Raw genomic sequence first — 17132 nt, forward strand, 5'->3', positions numbered from 1 at the left:
GGGCTTTTTTCTTTATTCTTTGATTGCTTTTTCTGCGTCAATTGCACCTGCTCCATAAATCATCGGGTCATCCCCAGACCACTTGCTAGTATTTTCTTTTAACAGGGTTTTGACTTCATCTGGCGTTAAATCTGGTGAATGCTCTAACAGTAGAGCGCAAATACCAGCACAAATCGGTGTTGCCATCGATGTGCCAGATAACGTTGTATAATCCTCATCGACTCTGCTTGATTTATCGAGTTTATCCAGAAAGGATCTTGGTGATCTGAGAGAAACGATGTTTACGCCTGGTGCGAGGATATCAGGCTTTGCTTCCCCATAAACAGTTGGCCCTCTGCTTGAAAACGGTGCCACGACATCGTCACTTGATTCTGGTGTATTCCGGTCATCATAGGCTCCAACCGTAATGACTTTTTGACTGACAGCAGGGCTTGCAATCGTCTGGCTGTTAGGACCAGAGTTTCCGGCAGCGACGCATACAACAATCCCTTGATCCCAAGCCGCATTGACAGCACGCACCATTGGATCGTCCTGTTCGTCATCATAACGCTGCGCAGCTCCGCCTAGCGACATACTGATAATATGAATCGGATCATCAGGGTGGTCTTCGTTGAACTGTATGCACCATTCAACCCCTTCTATAATAGTAGAAAGTGATCCAGCCCCTTGTTTATTTAACACTTTCACGCCAATTAGATTTGCTTTTGGGGCGGGTCCTTTGTATAAGCCATCTGAAGCGGCTCCATCTCCAGCGACATCTCCCGCGCAGTGAGTACCGTGGCCATTATCATCATAAGGTTTTGTTTTTTGTTTGACGAAATCCACAAAATCTCGAATTCTTCCATCTAAATCTTCATGCGGATAAATTCCTGTGTCAATGACAGCGACCGTAATGCCTTCTCCGGTTAAAGTTGTCCCGTTTCGGGTGACTTCTTCAGCATGGCTCGCTTGTGTGGCTACATCCAGCAACGCATGAACTTTCCGGTCTAAATAAATTTTACGAATATGCTCACCGTTTGTTAATAGCTCCTCTAAAGCAGCAGGCGTTAAATCAGCAGCGCAGCAGTCGATATGTGAAAAATGCCGTTTTATATTTGTTTTTCTGCTTTTTTTCATGAACTGTTTTGTGCTTTGAATCCCTGCCTCGGCTGCACCTTCCTTAAATTCAATGATCACACGAAGCTTCTTTTTCTTCTTCAGCCTGCCTTCGAAAAAACGATGAAGAAAGCATGGCGTCCATTTAAAAGGTTTATAAAGGTGAAGAACGGTCTCTCTTAAAGGCTGATCTAGTTTACTAGCATGTGTTCTGACCATTTGCACCATAGAAAATCCAAACATGTGATGCCCTCCATTCCAGCTATCCATTCTCGTACACTCTTACGTTATGAGAATGAGAACTGCTTGGTTCGGATTCTTGTCCCTCCTTTTCTTTATATTGGCGGCTTGCTTAGTCTTTCAAAAAAAGAAAAGCGCTTACATTTTGTAAAATAATAGAAAAAGGTGGAAATCATATAGAATCTGCCGATGATAGGTGGGAGAGTTCTTCTGAGAGAACCAGTGAAACAAAGGATTTTGCAGAAAAAGGAGGGCTGTGGACAGGGTCAATGCTCATATAAATGTGATGCGTGACAGATGGAAAACATCAAATCCTTATCAAAAAAAGCCGAATTAAAGAAAACAGACTGGATAGGACTAGGTCATATTAAACATAACGTCATTTGTTTGTCATACTATTCTAACTCTGTTTTCAAAGAGGAGAGGCGTTTCTGTGTATATAAATGCAATTATCTTATTTTTGAGGAATCTCATGATCTAGAGTGTTATGATCAAACGTGAAGAGAAAATGTGGAAAAAATGATAAGAAATGATGATTCAATATAAATCATAGAAACGGCTTAGAAATCTGTTAAAGGAGAACGGGAATGAAGAAGTTTTTTGCTTTGCTTCTCCTGCTTGCGATCGGATGGGGCGTTTATTATACCATGCAAGCACAGGAACATGATGAGCCAGTGTCATCAGGTGGGGAAGACGAAAGCGGTTCAAATGATATTTATCGAAATTTTAAAGAACTTGAAGAAAACGAATCAACGAGCAGCTATAACATTACAGCCAACCCAGTGCCCGGCAGCCGCCTTCTTGTGATGTCACCTCATGGTGGGAGGATCGAAGGCGGCGTGAGCGAGATCGTCCATTTTTTTGACAACGATTTTTCGACGTATTTATTTGAAGGTCTAAGAGAGAATGCATCAGAACTTCATATTACAAGTACAAACTTTGATGAGCCAATCGGCGTCGCGCAGGCAAAAGCACATGATTACATCTTAGCAGTGCATGGATACAAAGGCGAGGAAGGAATTGACCATACTCTCGTCGGCGGAACAGATTACGATCGTGCAGAGAAAATTGTCAACTCATTAGAGCGGAACGGGTTTTCTGCTGAACTAGCTGTCGCACACGCAACCCTGAGCGGGACAAGCAATCATAATATTAATAATCTTACAAAAACAGGGCAGAGTGTGCAGCTTGAGATTAGTAGAAGTCAGCGTGAAGCTTTATTTGACAGTTTCGATTTTCGGAGGCGGTCAAGTACAAAAAACGAGACATTCTATCGTTATGTAAGGGCGATTCGGACAGTGCTGGATGAAGAATATACATAAGGGCTGTGCACATGTTAAGACAAGGAGTGGAATTCTTGTTACACTATGAACAGTGATAACAAAAGGAGAGACGGATATGGCGCGTCATCATTTTCATCTTCAGGCAAGCTGGCCCGGTCTGCGTAACGATGTGGGTACAATTGCATGTGAACAATTAAAAACAAAGATTTCGATTCCAAAGGAAATGGACGGTCCAGGTATTGGAACCAATCCAGATGAGATGCTCTTAGGTGCAGCGGCTACGTGTTATATCATTACACTTGCAGCCATGATGGAGCGGAGTCAATTAGAGAAAGAGGATCTATCGATGAGCTCTGAAGCCGTCGTAGATGTGACAAATGGCGTGTTTACTTATGAGGAAATCATTCATCGGCCTCTCATCACCCTCAAAGAGTCCGCTTCCGCAGATGATATTGAGCTGGCCCGAAAGCTTGCGCATAAAGCCGAAAGCTCATGTATGATTTCAAGAGCTGTTCAGGGGAATGTGAACATTTCCTTAGAAGAAACCATTCAAGTCGGCCGTTAAAACAAAAAAGTCATTTTCTCTAGAAATATGGAGAAAATGACTTTTTTTATGACGTCCATTCGGTTTGATCGAGTTGTGCTTTGGTTTCGTTCTTTTGCTTCTTGGATTGATTTAAGACAATCACGCCGCAGATGACAAGTGCAAGGCCGATGTAGCCTTTCGTGCTGATTGTTTCGTTAAACAGCACAAGTCCTACAAGAGCAGTGAGAGCTGTTCCAACGCCAGACCAGGTTGCATAGGCAGACGAGAGCTCGATGGTTTTAAGTGCCAAGCTCAGGAAAGTAAAGGCGCATCCAAATCCTATCAGTACCCCGATACTCGGCAGCAGCTGCGAAAAGCCTTGAGAAAGCTTCAGCATTGTACTGCCAAAAACCTCCGTCAAAATGGCTCCTGTTAAGTAGAGTATTCCTTTCATCATCTCCCACATCCTTTATGACATATTTAATAGTACGACCCCTGAGACAAGCATCGCCATGCCAATGACGGCTTTTTGGTTCAAGGTTTCTTTGAAAAAGAGCACGCCAAAAATAGCCGTGAGGACCGTACCAACCCCAGACCATGTTGCATAAGACATGCTAAGCGGAATAATGTTCAGTGTCAATGACAGCATATAAAAAGCAAGTGTATAGCCAGCCACAACAACCGCGCTAGGCTTCCAGCGCGTAAAACCATGAGATAATTTTAACATCGCGGCGCCAATGGCTTCTGAAAAAATGGCCACAGCCAAAAAAAGATATCCGAGGATCATGATCATCCCTCCTCTAATAGGTGTAAAATCCGATGAAGTAAAAGGTTTTTTTCCTCTCTTTTCAGCGGTTCTAGCTGAAACATTTCTGAAAACCATATCCCCCATCACATGCAAGGCGGATCAGCTGACTCAGTGCAGGATCGCTTATTTCCTCAGCTGCTTTTTCTTTGAACTCCGCATAAAAAGCACGCCAAGGGTGCAGCAGCGCATCATCAAATGACATGGTAGCCAGCATACTTGTACATAGCTGGGTCGTATGCTGCATGTCTAAATCATGTCATGTGGCCAATAGATATGCGCGTACATAAGGGGCTTTTTCGTGTTTGTATGTTTCGTAATACGTCTCGAGCTGCTGACGAAAGCAAAGAATCGCATGCTCATTCATTTGTTGGATGAGCTCTTCCTTGCTTGAAAAATGATAAAGCAGACCAGCTTTGGTCATATTTGCATGCTCTGCCACCTGCTGAAGGGTGAGCTGGCTTAATCCTTCTTTTAAAATTGTGCTGGCAGCTGCATCAAAAATTTGCTCTTTTTTGGTTTTAGACATAAAAAAAACACCTACTTTACTGAACAGTCGGTAAAGTAAATGTTAACCCATGAAAAAAGAGTGTGTCAATCGATTCATTTTATGAACGGATGTTTTCACTTAAACGTCATATTTAATACCAAGGGTATGGTCCATATGGCGGGTATGGCGGATAAGGGTATCCATAGCCATATCCTGGCGCAAGCAGAGATCCAGCAAGCAGGCCTCCAGCAAAACCACCTAAAAATGGAGGTCCAGGTCTTCCAAAGCCAAAGCCTGGGCGGCCAAATCCAAAACCAGGTCTCCCAAATCCAAAACCAGGTCGGCCAAACCCGAATCCAAAAGGTCTTCTCATGTCTTCTTGAATAAACGGAGGTGCGTCAAAATAATTCATAATAAAAGGCTCCTTTCTCATAAAATCACTGTAACTGACATCAGTGTATTCCAACAGCCTACAGATGTTTGGGTGAACGCCTAATATAAGGAGGAATGTTAGAAATGGGCCTGTATCCATCTGATTGGGCAAAGTGTCCGCCGCATGCTCATGCATATAAAGCACGTACAGATGTAACGGAGGGGCATTATCATTTAATAGAAGGTATTTCTCAGCCTGTAAATGGAAGCAGTACAGACCGGCATACTCATTTTTATCGGGGGATCACCTCCTTTGAAAGAGGGCATTTTCACAGGTACTATGGGGTCACAGGGCCGGCAATTCCTAGAGTGGATGGAACACATTATCACGAGATCGAGGAAGTCACCTATTCAGCCTATCTCGATTCTGTTCCCATTCCATATGGAGGTGTCGTCTATAGTCCAGATGAGAAGCGGCCAACACATAAGCATCGTTTAAAAGGAAAAACATATGAAGTGGTTGGAAATGAACCGCTTGGCTGGTAATGGGCAGGAGATAGGAGAGTAAGAAAAGTTATGCTATACTGTAGGCAGTTTTGTAAAAGTGAGTGATGTTATGAATAAAACGAAGCAGCCAGTAATCGTGTTAGTAGGGCCGACGGCTGTCGGCAAAACCAAATTGAGCATTGATATAGCCAAAGCATTTAATGGAGAGATTATCAGCGGGGATTCTATGCAGATTTATAAAGGGATGGATATCGGAACAGCTAAAATCACTCCCGAAGAAATGAATGGCATCCCGCATCATTTAATTGATATTAAACAGCCGGACGAATCTTTTTCGACAGCTGAATTTCAGCAGCTGGTTCGTGCGAAAATCAAAGAGATTGCCGCTAGAGGGAAAACGCCAATGATTGTCGGCGGAACAGGCCTCTATATCCAATCTGTTTTATATGATTACACATTTACGGATGAGAAAAGTGATCCTGCTTTTAGAGAAGAAATGACGCTCTTTGAACAGCAGCACGGCGCGCTTTTGCTGCACGAAAAGCTAAAGGCAGTAGATCCTGATGCGGCAAACGCTATTCATCCGAATAACGTCCGCCGCGTGATCCGGGCGCTGGAAGTGATTCATACAACAGGTCAGAAAATGTCGGAGATGCAAAACGGGCATCAAGAAGTTCCTCTTTATGATACAGCCTTCATTGGGCTGAAAATGGATCGAGAGGTTTTGTACGAGCGCATTCATCAAAGAATTGATATGATGATAGATGAAGGCTTAATTGAAGAAGTGAGAGCACTTTATCAATCTGGCTTGAAGGATTGTCAGTCTGTTCAAGCCATTGGTTATAAAGAGCTGTATGCCTATTTTCAAGGTGACTGCTCACTTGATGAAGCCATCGGGCAATTAAAGCAAAATTCCCGTAGATATGCGAAGCGTCAGTTCACGTGGTTCCGTAATAAAATGGCGGTCACTTGGTTTGATATGACACCGCCTTGCCACTTTTCAGACAAAAAAGAGGAAATTTTCGCATATATAGCAGGAAAGCTTGGACTTAAAGCGAAACTGTAGTTATCAGAATCAAGGAGGACGAAACATGAAACCGATTAATATTCAGGAGCAGTTTTTGAATCAGATCCGCAAAGACAATACATTTGTCACAGTATTCTTGCTGAATGGCTTTCAGCTTCGCGGTCAAGTGAAAGGGTTTGACAATTTCACGGTGCTGCTTGAAACAGAAGGGAAGCAGCAGCTTATTTATAAACACGCCATTTCTACATTTGCACCTCAAAAGAATGTAAATCTAGAATTAGAATAGGATATGTTGTATTTAAAATAGCCCCATGCCTCTGCGAATAAACCGGCCGGAACCCGCTACGTTTTTTGTCAGTGCAGAGGGGCTATTTTGCATGCAATGAAACTTTTCTGCCAATTTTCCGTATAATTCCTTATTGGATATTAGAAGGGTGAGGGGATTCATATGGAAAATGCAGAGCTTGAATTAAGAAGGATTAGAGTGATCCTCCTTTTGATTGGAATTGTTGTCTTGTTTGGATCGTGCGCTATCTCAAACATTGAAACGAGACAAGAAAGTTGGAATAACCATTCTCATGAAAATGCAGATGGAATTTTACCATCATCTGCTGCACTAAAAAATAATCATTTTGCAGTTGTGAAAGATGATCAAGTACATGTGTACCGGTTTGATGAAAAAGAAGGAGAGCTGACTCTCGTTACAACGAAATACATAGATGAATGGGACGACGAAGAATATGATGATGGCTCTGAGGAAGAAGAGTAAGCACGTAAATTTACAAATGAATGTGAAGTCGCTACACTATAATCATGCATCAGACATCTAGACAGAAAAGGATGAGTTCATGACACATAAAATTAAAATTAATCATTGGGAACAAACTTGTGAAGACGATTCCTGTTTCGAATATGGAACGAGCGTTTCTGTAAATGGGAAAGAATTAGTGAGAGAAGCTTCAATCGTCTCTGCGCTTGAAGCGGTGCTAAAAGAATTAGGTGTTGAAGTGGAAATTACAGAAGTGTCAGAAGATTTACAGTGCGATGCCTACAAAAAATAAAACAAAAAGTCTAGTCTACTAAGCGATTTTTTTTCGTGTTATGATAGATTTCGGTTTCAGTTGAATAGGGAGTAGAGCAGTCTATTTTTAGATCCTGTTCTGCTCTATTTATTTGAACGTACGAGTTCGGCTATGAAGGTTCGGCCGGGTTGGTTGATTTTTTTCGTTTCGAACATCTATATGTTGTGTTTTGAAAAAACATAGTATACTATATATAGTGAATAACGAAATGATCAACAATACTAAAAACTAGGTCGTGATGGAATTGATTCAAATCGTATTTGATTCAAAAACAGGAAATGTTCAACGCTTTTTGGACAAGACCCCTTTTACAGACAAACGAAAATTGACTGGAGAAGAGTTTTTGGATACGCCGTTTATTCTCGTCACCTTTACGACAGGATTTGGACAAGTCCCTAGTACCACTCAGTCCTTTTTAGAGAAAAATGCTCACCTTTTACTAGGTGTTGCGGTGAGTGGCAACAAAGTGTGGGGAGATAATTTTGCAAAAAGCGCCGATACGATTTCTAAACAATATCAAGTTCCTATTTTGCACACCTTTGAACTAAGCGGAACAAAAAGGGATGTTGAATTGTTTACACAGGAGGTAGAAAGAATTGTCACAAAATCAGGTTCCAAAGTGGATACAATTAAATAACGAAATTATGATTCAAAAAGAAGGAAAGTTTCAGTTTGATAAGGACAAAGAAGCTGTACATAGTTATTTCGTAGATTACATTAATCAAAACACGGTCTTTTTTCACAATCTAGAAGAGAAGATTGATTACTTAATAGAAAACGACTACTATGAGGAAGAATTTTTAAGACAATACAGCATGGCAGATATTAAAGAAGTCTTTGAAGCTGCATATGCCAAAAAATTTAGATTCCCATCATTTATGAGTGCGTTTAAGTTTTACAATGACTATGCACTGAAAACAAATGATAAAAAGAAAATCCTTGAACGCTATGAAGACCGCATTTCAGTTGTAGCACTTTTCTTTGCGGGTGGAGATAAAGAAAAAGCACTTGAGTTTGTAGAGCTGATGATCAATCAAGAGTACCAGCCAAGTACACCAACCTTCTTGAACGCTGGACGTAAAAGACGCGGTGAGCTTGTGAGCTGCTTCTTGCTTGAAGTAAATGACTCACTAAACGATATTTCAAGAGCGATTGATATTTCAATGCAGCTGTCAAAATTAGGCGGCGGCGTCAGTTTGAACCTGTCAAAACTCCGTGCAAAAGGCGAAGCAATCAAAGATGTCGAAAACGCGACAAAAGGTGTTGTCGGCGTGATGAAGCTTCTTGATAATGCATTCAGATATGCAGATCAAATGGGGCAAAGACAAGGATCAGGCAGTGCCTACCTGAATATTTTCCACAGAGATATCAATGATTTCTTAGATACGAAAAAAATCTCTGCCGATGAAGATGTTCGCGTGAAAACTCTGTCCATCGGAGTCGTCATCCCGGATAAATTTATCGAGCTTGCTAGAGAAGATAAAACAGCTTATACTTTCTATCCGCATACAGTCTATAAAGAATATGGACAGCATCTTGATGAGATGGACATGGAAGAAATGTATGACGAGCTTGTAGAAAACCCGAAAGTCAAAAAAGAAAAAGTCAATCCGAGAAAGCTTCTTGAGAAATTGGCTGTTCTACGCTCAGAATCAGGCTATCCATATATCATGTTCCAAGATAATGTAAACAGAGAGCATGCCTTGAACCATATTTCACGAGTGAAATTCTCAAACCTTTGCTCAGAAGTTCTTCAGGCTTCAGAGGTTTCTTCTTACACGGACTATGATCAAGAAGATGAAATCGGTCTTGATATTTCTTGTAACCTTGGTTCATTAAATATTATGAATGTCATGAAAAACAAATCGATTGAAAAAACGGTCAAGCTTGCAACAGACTCACTAACGCTTGTGTCTGAAACAACGGACATTCGCAATGCACCGGCTGTTCGAAAAGCGAACAAAGCGATGAAGTCAATCGGACTTGGCGCGATGAATCTTCACGGGTATTTAGCTCAAAACCAAATTGCCTATGAAAGTGAAGAAGCAAGAGATTTTGCAAATACGTTCTTTATGATGGTGAACTATTATTCAATTAAACGCTCAAGTGAGCTTGCGAAAGAAAAAGGAGAAACATTCCATCGTTATGAAGGCTCTGGCTATGCAACTGGTGAGTACTTCAATAAATACGTGGAAAATGATTTCACACCAAAAACAGAAAAAGCAGCAGCACTATTTGAAGGCATGCACATTCCAACAAAAGAAGACTGGGCCGCACTCAAAGAATTTGTAGCGGAACATGGCATGTATCACAGCTATCGTTTGTGTATTGCACCAACAGGTTCCATTTCTTATGTTCAATCGGCAACAGCCTCTGTGATGCCAATTATGGAACGTATCGAAGAAAGAACATATGGCAACAGCAAAACCTATTACCCAATGCCAGGTCTTTCAGCACAAAACTGGTTCTTCTATAAAGAAGCGTACGATATGGACATGTTTAAAGTGGTCGATATGATCGCAACGATTCAGCAGCACGTCGATCAAGGAATCAGCTTTACACTATTCTTAAAAGATACGATGACAACGCGTGATTTAAACCGCATCGATCTTTATGCACACCATAAAGGCATTAAGACACTTTATTATGCAAGAACGAAGGATACAGGGCAGGAAGGCTGTCTTTCTTGTGTTGTTTGATTAAAGGAGAGTTTAACGTGACAAAAATTTATGATGCAGCCAACTGGTCAAAACACGAAGACGATTTTACACAAATGTTTTACAACCAAAATGTAAAGCAGTTCTGGCTTCCAGAAGAGATTTCCTTAAACGGAGATCTCTTAACATGGAAATATTTAGGTGAAAAAGAGCGAGATACGTATATGAAGGTACTTGCTGGACTGACTTTACTTGATACAGAACAAGGAAATACAGGGATGCCGATTGTTGCTGAACATGTGGACGGCCATCAGCGTAAAGCTGTACTCAACTTTATGGCAATGATGGAAAATGCGGTGCATGCGAAATCATACTCAAATATCTTCATGACACTCGCACCAACTGAAACGATCAGTGAAGTGTTTGAATGGGTCAAGAAGAATAAATTCCTGCAAAAGAAAGCAGATATGATTGTCAGTTTATACCGTTCGATTCAAAAGGACGATCCTATTTCTCTCTTTAAAGCAATGGTTGCTTCTGTTTATTTAGAAAGCTTCCTATTTTATAGTGGTTTTTACTACCCTCTTTATTTCTATGGACAAGGAAAGCTCATGCAAAGTGGTGAAATCATCAACTTAATTTTGCGTGATGAAGCGATTCATGGTGTGTACGTTGGATTATTAGCACAAGAAATTTACAACAAACAAACACCTGACGTGCAAAAAGAGCTGTATGATTTCTCTATTGACCTTTTAAACGAGCTTTATGAAAATGAACTTCATTACACGGAAGATATTTATGACCAAGTCAATTTATCGCATGATGTGAAAAAATTCATTCGTTACAATGCCAATAAAGCGTTAATGAACCTTGGATTTGCCCCTTATTTTGAAGAAGAAGAGATTAACCCTATTGTATTGAACGGACTCAATACAAAAACAAAATCGCATGACTTCTTCTCAATGAAAGGGAACGGCTACAAAAAAGCAACAGTTGAGCCGTTAAAAGATGACGACTTCTTCTTTGGAGATGAATCATAAGGAAAGCGTAAAAGTCAAAACGCATCACTCGTTTTGGCTTTTTGCCATTTCTAACAATGTGATAGTTACATACTGGAGGTTACCGAACATGGGAAAAATGGACGAAATCATTTTAGTAGCACCACGCGCACGCGTGTTTCAAAACGAAACACTTGCGTTTAATGGTGTGAACAGTGAAGAGAAAACAATCAGCACCATTATGAAAGAAATCGAAGAGCACTTCGAGCAAATGCGAAGAGGCGATGCAGAAGAAAATCCTGACTTCAAGCAGCCGATTCCTTATGTCGTGATTAAGCGTGAGGACGAAGTGTATGTATACGAAAGACTTCAAGGCGGAGGAGAGACTCGCTTACATCATAAGTTATCTCTTGGCTTTGGGGGGCATATGAATTTCATCGAAGGAAAAAACTTTGCTGAGATTCTAAAAGAAAATACAGATCGTGAGCTGGACGAAGAACTTTCAATTCAAGAAGAAGACAAACTTGAAATGAAAACCCTTGGGTTAATCAATGACGATGACAACAGTGTCGGCCGTGTGCACATTGGACTGTTATCAGCGCTTGAACTATCTCCAGGTGCTCATGTAGAGGTAAAAGAAACAGATCAAATCTCAGGAAAATGGATGAAAGCAGCCGATTTGAAAAAGCCTGAATACTTCGATCGTCTTGAAACATGGTCTCAATTTGTCGTTAACATCTTAGCGTAAATGAATACACAACAAACCGGCTCAGCAGAAGACTTGAGCCGGTTTGTTTCGTTACAACAGCTTCAGCTTATTGGAAAACGAATGCGTCGTGACCGGCCTGCTTCAATCTTGCGACGAGATCATCTGCATTTTGCTTTGTACGGAAAGCCCCGGCTTGCACTCGGAACATGCCGCCGTCTAATACAACAAACGCGTCAAAGCCTTTGGATTTAAGTGTTGCTGCTAATTCATCTGCATTGGCTTTCACTTTGAAAGCTCCTGCCTGCACTTTATAAAGATTACTTGCTTTTTTTTTCAATTGAAAGGCTTCTTCTAGACCAGTCGCATGAGCGCGAGCGATGCCTTGAAGGAAGGTTGCGTTGCGGAGCTTATTAGCATCAGCTGCCGTATCGATGAAACCATTCTCTGTTAAAATAGCGGGCATAGAAGTTTCTCGAAGAACGTGGAAGTTCGCAGTTTTCTTGCCGCGGTTCGCAAAATCAACCGAGCGGACAATTTCATCATGAAGGGCATTGCGATACGTGGTGGTCGGTGCTGAAACGCCAGGATACACATAGCTTTCAAACCCTGTGCCCCCGCCAGCATTAATATGAATAGACACGAAATAGTCTGCCCCCCAGCTGTTTGCCGCATTCGTACGCTGGGACAAAGTGACGGATTGGTCAGTTGAACGACTTAAGCGGACGGAAACCCCATCATATTCACTAATCAAAATGTCTCTTAATAAAAGCGCTATTTGAAGTGTTATATTTTTCTCCAAAAGTCCATTAGCACTAGCTCCAGAATCTGTTCCTCCGTGGCCAGGATCAATAAAAATTTTCACCATCTATTCATCACCTCGTCTTTATTTTATGAGAAAATAGAAGAATTGCCTGTACAAAATGCGGAAATCATTGAGTCTCTTTTCTGCATCATTTGTGATCAAAAAGCTACATTTTTCTAAGAAAAAGCAAATTGTTGGTTTGTCCGCCCAAACGGGATGAATACAATGGAAATAGCACATCATTTCCTGGGAAACCGCAGAAATCCCTACAATATTCGGTATCTCGGGTCATTTTGACAGCAAACTTGGGCTTAAGCGGGCGATTGTCACGATTACAGCTCCACCCGAATAGAATAAAGAGAGAAGAGCGAGAGGTGAATACGTTGGAGCGAGCTGTCACATATAAAAACAACGGCCAAATCAATATTATACTTAACGGACAAAAGCAAGTATTGGTTGATGCAGACTCAGAGGCAGAATACCTAGAAGCCTTGCAGAAAAATGAGGCAAAACACAGCATCTTACGGGAAATAGAGCGTGAAATGAACAGCCTTGTCGGTATGGATGAAATGAAACGAAACATAAAAGAGATTTATGCTTGGATTTTTGTTAATCAAAAACGGCAGGAACAAGGGTTAAAGGTAGGAAAACAAGCGCTTCATATGATGTTCAAAGGAAATCCTGGCACAGGAAAAACCACAGTTGCAAGACTTGTCGGGAAGCTTTTCTTTGAAATGAATGTGCTCTCAAAGGGTCACTTAATTGAAGCAGAACGCGGTGATCTTGTTGGAGAGTACATTGGTCATACAGCGCAAAAAACAAGGGATTTAATTAAAAAATCATTAGGTGGTATTTTATTCATTGACGAGGCCTATTCTCTTGCACGCGGAGGAGAAAAGGATTTTGGAAAAGAGGCGATTGATACCCTTGTAAAACATATGGAGGACAAACAGCACGAATTCATTCTCATTCTTGCAGGCTACTCCAAGGAAATGGATCATTTTCTTTCTTTAAACCCCGGCCTGCAATCAAGATTTCCAATCAACATCAGCTTTCCTGATTATACAGTCGATCAGCTCATGGATATTGCAAAACGAATGATGGCAGACAGAGAATATGTATTTACACAAGAAGCTGAATGGAAGCTGCGGGATTATTTAATGCACATTAAAAGTACCACAAGCCCGGCAAAATTCAGCAACGGTCGGTTTGTGCGAAACACCATTGAAAAAGCCATACGAACCCAGGCGATGAGACTGCTTCTTGTGGATCATTATGATAAAAAAGATCTGCTGACCATTAAAAGTCACGATCTTCAAATGAAAGAGGATACGCCTTCTTGAAATGGCGTATCCTTTTTATAAAGAGTCACTAAAATAAACCATCCGAATAGTGGTATACGTGTGATGTGTTTGGTATGATGGTACTACTGAAAACTTAAGTACAGAAAGGAAACAACTAACGTTGAATGAACATGAAATGACTGAAAAAGCGATCCTTGTCGGCTGCCAATTGCCGCATGTAACGGATGAACGCTTTCAATACTCAATGGAAGAATTAGCTTCCTTAACTAAAACGGCTGGCGGTGAAGCTGTCAGTGTGATGACGCAGAAGAGAAATAGACAAGACAGTGCAACGTATATCGGTAAAGGGAAAGTAGAAGAACTTGAAGTGCTTTGCGAGGAACTCGAATGTGATGTCATCATTTTTAATGACGAGCTTTCTCCAAGCCAGCTAAAAGCTTTGGCGACTGCTTTAGATGTAAAAATTATTGATCGTACGCAATTGATTTTAGATATCTTTGCAAAAAGAGCCCGTACAAGAGAGGGGAAGCTGCAAATAGAGCTTGCCCAGCTTCAGTATGCCTTGCCGAGACTAAGTGGACAAGGGATCAGCCTTTCAAGACAAGGGGGCGGAATTGGCGCAAGAGGTCCAGGTGAAACAAAACTTGAAACAGACAGACGTCATATTCGAAACCGCATTCATGAAATTAACGGGCAGTTATCTGCAGTCAAAGAACACCGAACAAGATACCGGGAGCGCCGAAAGAAAAATGGTGTGTTCCAAATTGCTATTGTCGGGTATACGAATGCCGGAAAATCAACTTTGTTTAACCAGTTAACAGAAGCGGATAGTCATGAAGAGGATTTGTTGTTTGCGACACTTGATCCAATGACACGTAAGATGACATTAGAATCTGGCTACAGTGTGCTGATTTCAGATACAGTTGGTTTTATCCAAGACCTTCCGACCACACTGATTGCCGCATTTCGTTCCACCCTTGAAGAAGTGAAGGAAGCCGATTATTTGCTTCATGTCATCGACTCTTCTAATGAGGATTATGAAGGGCACGAACGAACGGTTCATGAGCTTTTAGAAGAATTAGAAGCGGACCGTATTCCGATGCTGACTGTTTATAATAAGGAAGATCAAATTAGACCAGATTTCATCCCATCTTCAAAGCATCGCCACATCTTAATCAGTGCTAAGCGCAAGGAAGATGTAAAAAGGTTAAAAGCGGATATTATGGCCGAGCTGAAAAAAGCCTTTTTAAAGCCATATCATGTAAAGATTCCAGCGCATGAAGGGAAGCTCATCTCCGCATTAAAATCAGAAACGCTTGTGGAGTCACTAGAATTTCAAAAAGAAGCAGAGATATATGACATCACCGGATATAGTGGTGAGGATCAGACCATTTTAGGTCAAATCAAGAAGTATATGTTGGAAAGGAATTAAATCAAGATGTTTCACACATTAAAACACGGCAGTATTTTAGAAAAAGCAGCAGCAGAAACAGAACAAGAGATTTTACACGTGCATCAGCAAATTGATCAAAAGAGCGAACAAAATGAGTGGCGGGTGCTTGAAAGCTATCGAAAGCACAAAGTCAGTGACTCTCACTTTAATCCGACGACTGGATATGGCTACGATGATATGGGGAGAGACACATTAGAAAAGATTTATGCGGATGTTTTCGGCGGAGAAAGCGGGCTTGTGCGTCCGCAAATTATTTCCGGTACACACGCAATTTCCATTGCCTTATTTGGTGTGCTGAGACCTGGCGATGAATTGATCTATATGACGGGAAAACCATACGATACGCTAGAAGAAATTGTCGGGATTCGCGGGAAAGAAGGGACAGGCTCATTAAAAGACTTCCAGATTGACTACAAAGCCATTGATTTACGACAAGATGGATCCGTCGATTATGAGAAAGTAAAAGAGTCGATTTCCTCTAAAACAAAAGTCATCGGCATTCAGCGTTCAAAAGGCTATGCGTCAAGACCATCCTTTACTATAGAAGAAATTGAGCAAATGATTTCATTTGTGAAAGAGATTAATGAAGAAATCATTGTGTTTGTAGATAACTGTTATGGTGAATTTACTGAATTAAAAGAGCCATGTCATGTCGGAGCTGACCTCATGGCCGGTTCACTCATTAAAAACCCAGGCGGAGGCCTTGCCAAAACAGGCGGCTATATCGTTGGAAAAGAAAAATGGGTAGAAGCTTGCTCTTATCGAATGACATCTCCAGGCATCGGCAGTGAAGCGGGTGCATCGCTGTATGCGCTCCAAGAAATGTATCAAGGCTTTTTCTTGGCGCCGCATGTTGTAGCTCAAAGTTTAAAAGGCGCAGTGTTTACGGCTCGTTTTCTTGAGAAGCTCGGATTCCAAACAAACCCAGCGTGGAATGCGAAAAGAACGGATTTGATTCAATCAGTCGAATTTGGAGATCCTAAAAAAATGATTGCGTTCTGTCAGGCAATCCAGTATGCATCTCCGATTAATAGTCACGTCACACCACATGCAAGCTATATGCCAGGCTACGAAGACGATGTCATTATGGCAGCGGGCACCTTTGTACAAGGAGCTAGTATCGAATTATCAGCCGATGGTCCGATCAGACCGCCTTATACTGCCTACGTTCAAGGCGGACTCACGTATGCCCATGTGAAAAATGCGATTTGCAGTGCTGTCGATGCCTTATTGGAACAAGGCTTTATTGAAGTACCTGCTCAATAAAAAAATCCATGTTAATATTCCTAACATCTTGTTGACACATAATATAACATGACATATAATAAATTTAAGCAAAGAGGAGGAGACAGTTGAGATGAGTGATAACATTCGCCGCTCAATGCCTTTATTCCCAATTGGGATTGTCATGCAGCTAACAGAATTATCTGCAAGACAAATTCGCTATTATGAGGAAAATGGTTTAGTATTTCCAGCAAGAAGTGATGGAAACCGCCGATTATTTTCTTTTCATGATGTTGATAAATTACTAGAAATTAAAAACCTCATCGAACAAGGTGTAAACATGGCAGGAATCAAAAAACTTTTTGCCAAAGCTGAGGCAGAAAATCCATCGTCTGATACAAAGACGGAGGAAAAAGCTACAGCTAAGCACAACTTGACAGATGATGAACTCAGGAAGCTACTGAAGAAGGAACTCATTCAGGCTGGACGTTTCCAACAAGGAACGACCTTTAGGCAGGGGGATATGTCAAGGTTCTTCCGTTAACCAATTAGCAAAAG

General features: G+C 41.3%; 22 protein-coding genes. 15 read left to right on the forward strand and 7 right to left on the reverse strand.

Going from position 1 to position 17132, the window contains the following annotated elements:
• Positions 1–12: 12 nt before the first annotated feature.
• Positions 13–1338: a S8 family peptidase gene (locus MHI08_RS08325; protein WP_254966879.1), complete on the reverse strand. Its 1326-nt coding sequence runs from the start codon at positions 1336–1338 to the stop codon at positions 13–15.
• Between the two features lie 584 nt (positions 1339–1922).
• On the opposite strand from MHI08_RS08325, the gene MHI08_RS08330 reads away from it, so the two are divergent.
• Together MHI08_RS08330 and MHI08_RS08335 are read left to right on the forward strand one after the other, a co-directional pair.
• Positions 1923–2657 (forward strand): poly-gamma-glutamate hydrolase family protein, encoded by a 735-nt coding sequence (locus MHI08_RS08330; protein WP_024427035.1) that lies wholly within the window; start codon positions 1923–1925, stop codon positions 2655–2657.
• Positions 2658–2733: 76 nt separating this feature from the next.
• Positions 2734–3183, forward strand: coding sequence for an OsmC family protein (locus MHI08_RS08335; protein WP_254966876.1), 450 nt, complete (start codon positions 2734–2736; stop codon positions 3181–3183).
• A 46-nt stretch (positions 3184–3229) separates the two neighbouring features.
• Here MHI08_RS08335 and MHI08_RS08340 read toward each other — a convergent pair whose 3' ends face one another.
• From MHI08_RS08340 to MHI08_RS08360, 5 genes are all read right to left on the reverse strand, one after another.
• Positions 3230–3598 carry a multidrug efflux SMR transporter gene (locus tag MHI08_RS08340; protein ID WP_024424093.1) on the reverse strand — a complete coding sequence of 123 codons (369 nt, stop codon included), beginning with the start codon at positions 3596–3598 and terminating at the stop codon, positions 3230–3232.
• Between the two features lie 15 nt (positions 3599–3613).
• Positions 3614–3931: a multidrug efflux SMR transporter gene (locus MHI08_RS08345; RefSeq protein WP_024424092.1), complete on the reverse strand. Its 318-nt coding sequence runs from the start codon at positions 3929–3931 to the stop codon at positions 3614–3616.
• 70 nt (positions 3932–4001) lie between these two features.
• Positions 4002–4196, reverse strand: coding sequence for a hypothetical protein (locus MHI08_RS08350; protein ID WP_342500152.1), 195 nt, complete (start codon positions 4194–4196; stop codon positions 4002–4004).
• Positions 4197–4208: 12 nt separating this feature from the next.
• Positions 4209–4478 (reverse strand): TetR/AcrR family transcriptional regulator, encoded by a 270-nt coding sequence (locus tag MHI08_RS08355; protein ID WP_342500153.1) that lies wholly within the window; start codon positions 4476–4478, stop codon positions 4209–4211.
• Positions 4479–4590: 112 nt separating this feature from the next.
• Complete coding sequence (locus MHI08_RS08360) at positions 4591–4851, reverse strand: spore coat protein (protein ID WP_342500154.1); 261 nt, start codon at positions 4849–4851, stop codon at positions 4591–4593.
• 104 nt (positions 4852–4955) lie between these two features.
• On the opposite strand from MHI08_RS08360, the gene MHI08_RS08365 reads away from it, so the two are divergent.
• The 9 genes from MHI08_RS08365 (at position 4956) to MHI08_RS08405 (ending at position 11830) form a co-directional block, all read left to right on the forward strand.
• Complete coding sequence (locus tag MHI08_RS08365) at positions 4956–5357, forward strand: YmaF family protein (protein WP_025093278.1); 402 nt, start codon at positions 4956–4958, stop codon at positions 5355–5357.
• 70 nt (positions 5358–5427) lie between these two features.
• Positions 5428–6384: a tRNA (adenosine(37)-N6)-dimethylallyltransferase MiaA gene (gene miaA / locus MHI08_RS08370; RefSeq protein WP_286099115.1), complete on the forward strand. Its 957-nt coding sequence runs from the start codon at positions 5428–5430 to the stop codon at positions 6382–6384.
• A gap of 25 nt (positions 6385–6409) precedes the next feature.
• Positions 6410–6631 (forward strand): RNA chaperone Hfq, encoded by a 222-nt coding sequence (gene hfq / locus MHI08_RS08375; RefSeq protein ID WP_024424088.1) that lies wholly within the window; start codon positions 6410–6412, stop codon positions 6629–6631.
• Positions 6632–6793: 162 nt separating this feature from the next.
• Entirely contained in the window at positions 6794–7114 is a 321-nt protein-coding gene (locus MHI08_RS08380) for a YmzC family protein (protein WP_041109150.1), read from the forward strand.
• Positions 7115–7193: 79 nt separating this feature from the next.
• On the forward strand, positions 7194–7406 hold the full coding sequence (locus tag MHI08_RS08385) for a hypothetical protein (protein ID WP_003212415.1): 213 nt from the start codon (positions 7194–7196) through the stop codon (positions 7404–7406).
• A gap of 265 nt (positions 7407–7671) precedes the next feature.
• Positions 7672–8064 carry a class Ib ribonucleoside-diphosphate reductase assembly flavoprotein NrdI gene (gene nrdI / locus MHI08_RS08390; protein ID WP_008360380.1) on the forward strand — a complete coding sequence of 131 codons (393 nt, stop codon included), beginning with the start codon at positions 7672–7674 and terminating at the stop codon, positions 8062–8064.
• Positions 8024–10126 (forward strand): class 1b ribonucleoside-diphosphate reductase subunit alpha, encoded by a 2103-nt coding sequence (nrdE, locus tag MHI08_RS08395; protein ID WP_024424086.1) that lies wholly within the window; start codon positions 8024–8026, stop codon positions 10124–10126. Before nrdI ends, nrdE begins: the two co-directional genes overlap by 41 nt.
• 17 nt (positions 10127–10143) lie before the next feature.
• Positions 10144–11124 (forward strand): class 1b ribonucleoside-diphosphate reductase subunit beta, encoded by a 981-nt coding sequence (gene nrdF / locus MHI08_RS08400; protein ID WP_024424085.1) that lies wholly within the window; start codon positions 10144–10146, stop codon positions 11122–11124.
• Between the two features lie 88 nt (positions 11125–11212).
• Complete coding sequence (locus MHI08_RS08405; RefSeq protein WP_024424084.1) at positions 11213–11830, forward strand: hypothetical protein; 618 nt, start codon at positions 11213–11215, stop codon at positions 11828–11830.
• 67 nt (positions 11831–11897) lie between these two features.
• Here MHI08_RS08405 and MHI08_RS08410 read toward each other — a convergent pair whose 3' ends face one another.
• Positions 11898–12656, reverse strand: a complete 759-nt coding sequence (locus MHI08_RS08410) for an N-acetylmuramoyl-L-alanine amidase (protein ID WP_024427042.1) — start codon at positions 12654–12656, stop codon at positions 11898–11900.
• A 320-nt stretch (positions 12657–12976) separates the two neighbouring features.
• On the opposite strand from MHI08_RS08410, the gene spoVK reads away from it, so the two are divergent.
• The 4 genes from spoVK to MHI08_RS08430 all read left to right on the forward strand — a co-directional run bounded on the left by spoVK (position 12977) and on the right by MHI08_RS08430 (position 17118).
• Positions 12977–13936, forward strand: coding sequence for a stage V sporulation protein K (gene spoVK, locus MHI08_RS08415; protein ID WP_024424083.1), 960 nt, complete (start codon positions 12977–12979; stop codon positions 13934–13936).
• A gap of 121 nt (positions 13937–14057) precedes the next feature.
• On the forward strand, positions 14058–15329 hold the full coding sequence (gene hflX / locus MHI08_RS08420; RefSeq protein ID WP_024427043.1) for a GTPase HflX: 1272 nt from the start codon (positions 14058–14060) through the stop codon (positions 15327–15329).
• Positions 15330–15335: 6 nt separating this feature from the next.
• Complete coding sequence (locus tag MHI08_RS08425; protein WP_103132395.1) at positions 15336–16616, forward strand: aminotransferase class I/II-fold pyridoxal phosphate-dependent enzyme; 1281 nt, start codon at positions 15336–15338, stop codon at positions 16614–16616.
• A gap of 91 nt (positions 16617–16707) precedes the next feature.
• Complete coding sequence (locus tag MHI08_RS08430; RefSeq protein ID WP_025093274.1) at positions 16708–17118, forward strand: MerR family transcriptional regulator; 411 nt, start codon at positions 16708–16710, stop codon at positions 17116–17118.
• The last annotated feature ends 14 nt before the right edge of the window (positions 17119–17132 follow it).

Source organism: Bacillus sp. FSL M7-0791, assembly GCF_038627085.1.
GTDB lineage: Bacteria > Bacillota > Bacilli > Bacillales > Bacillaceae > Bacillus > Bacillus safensis.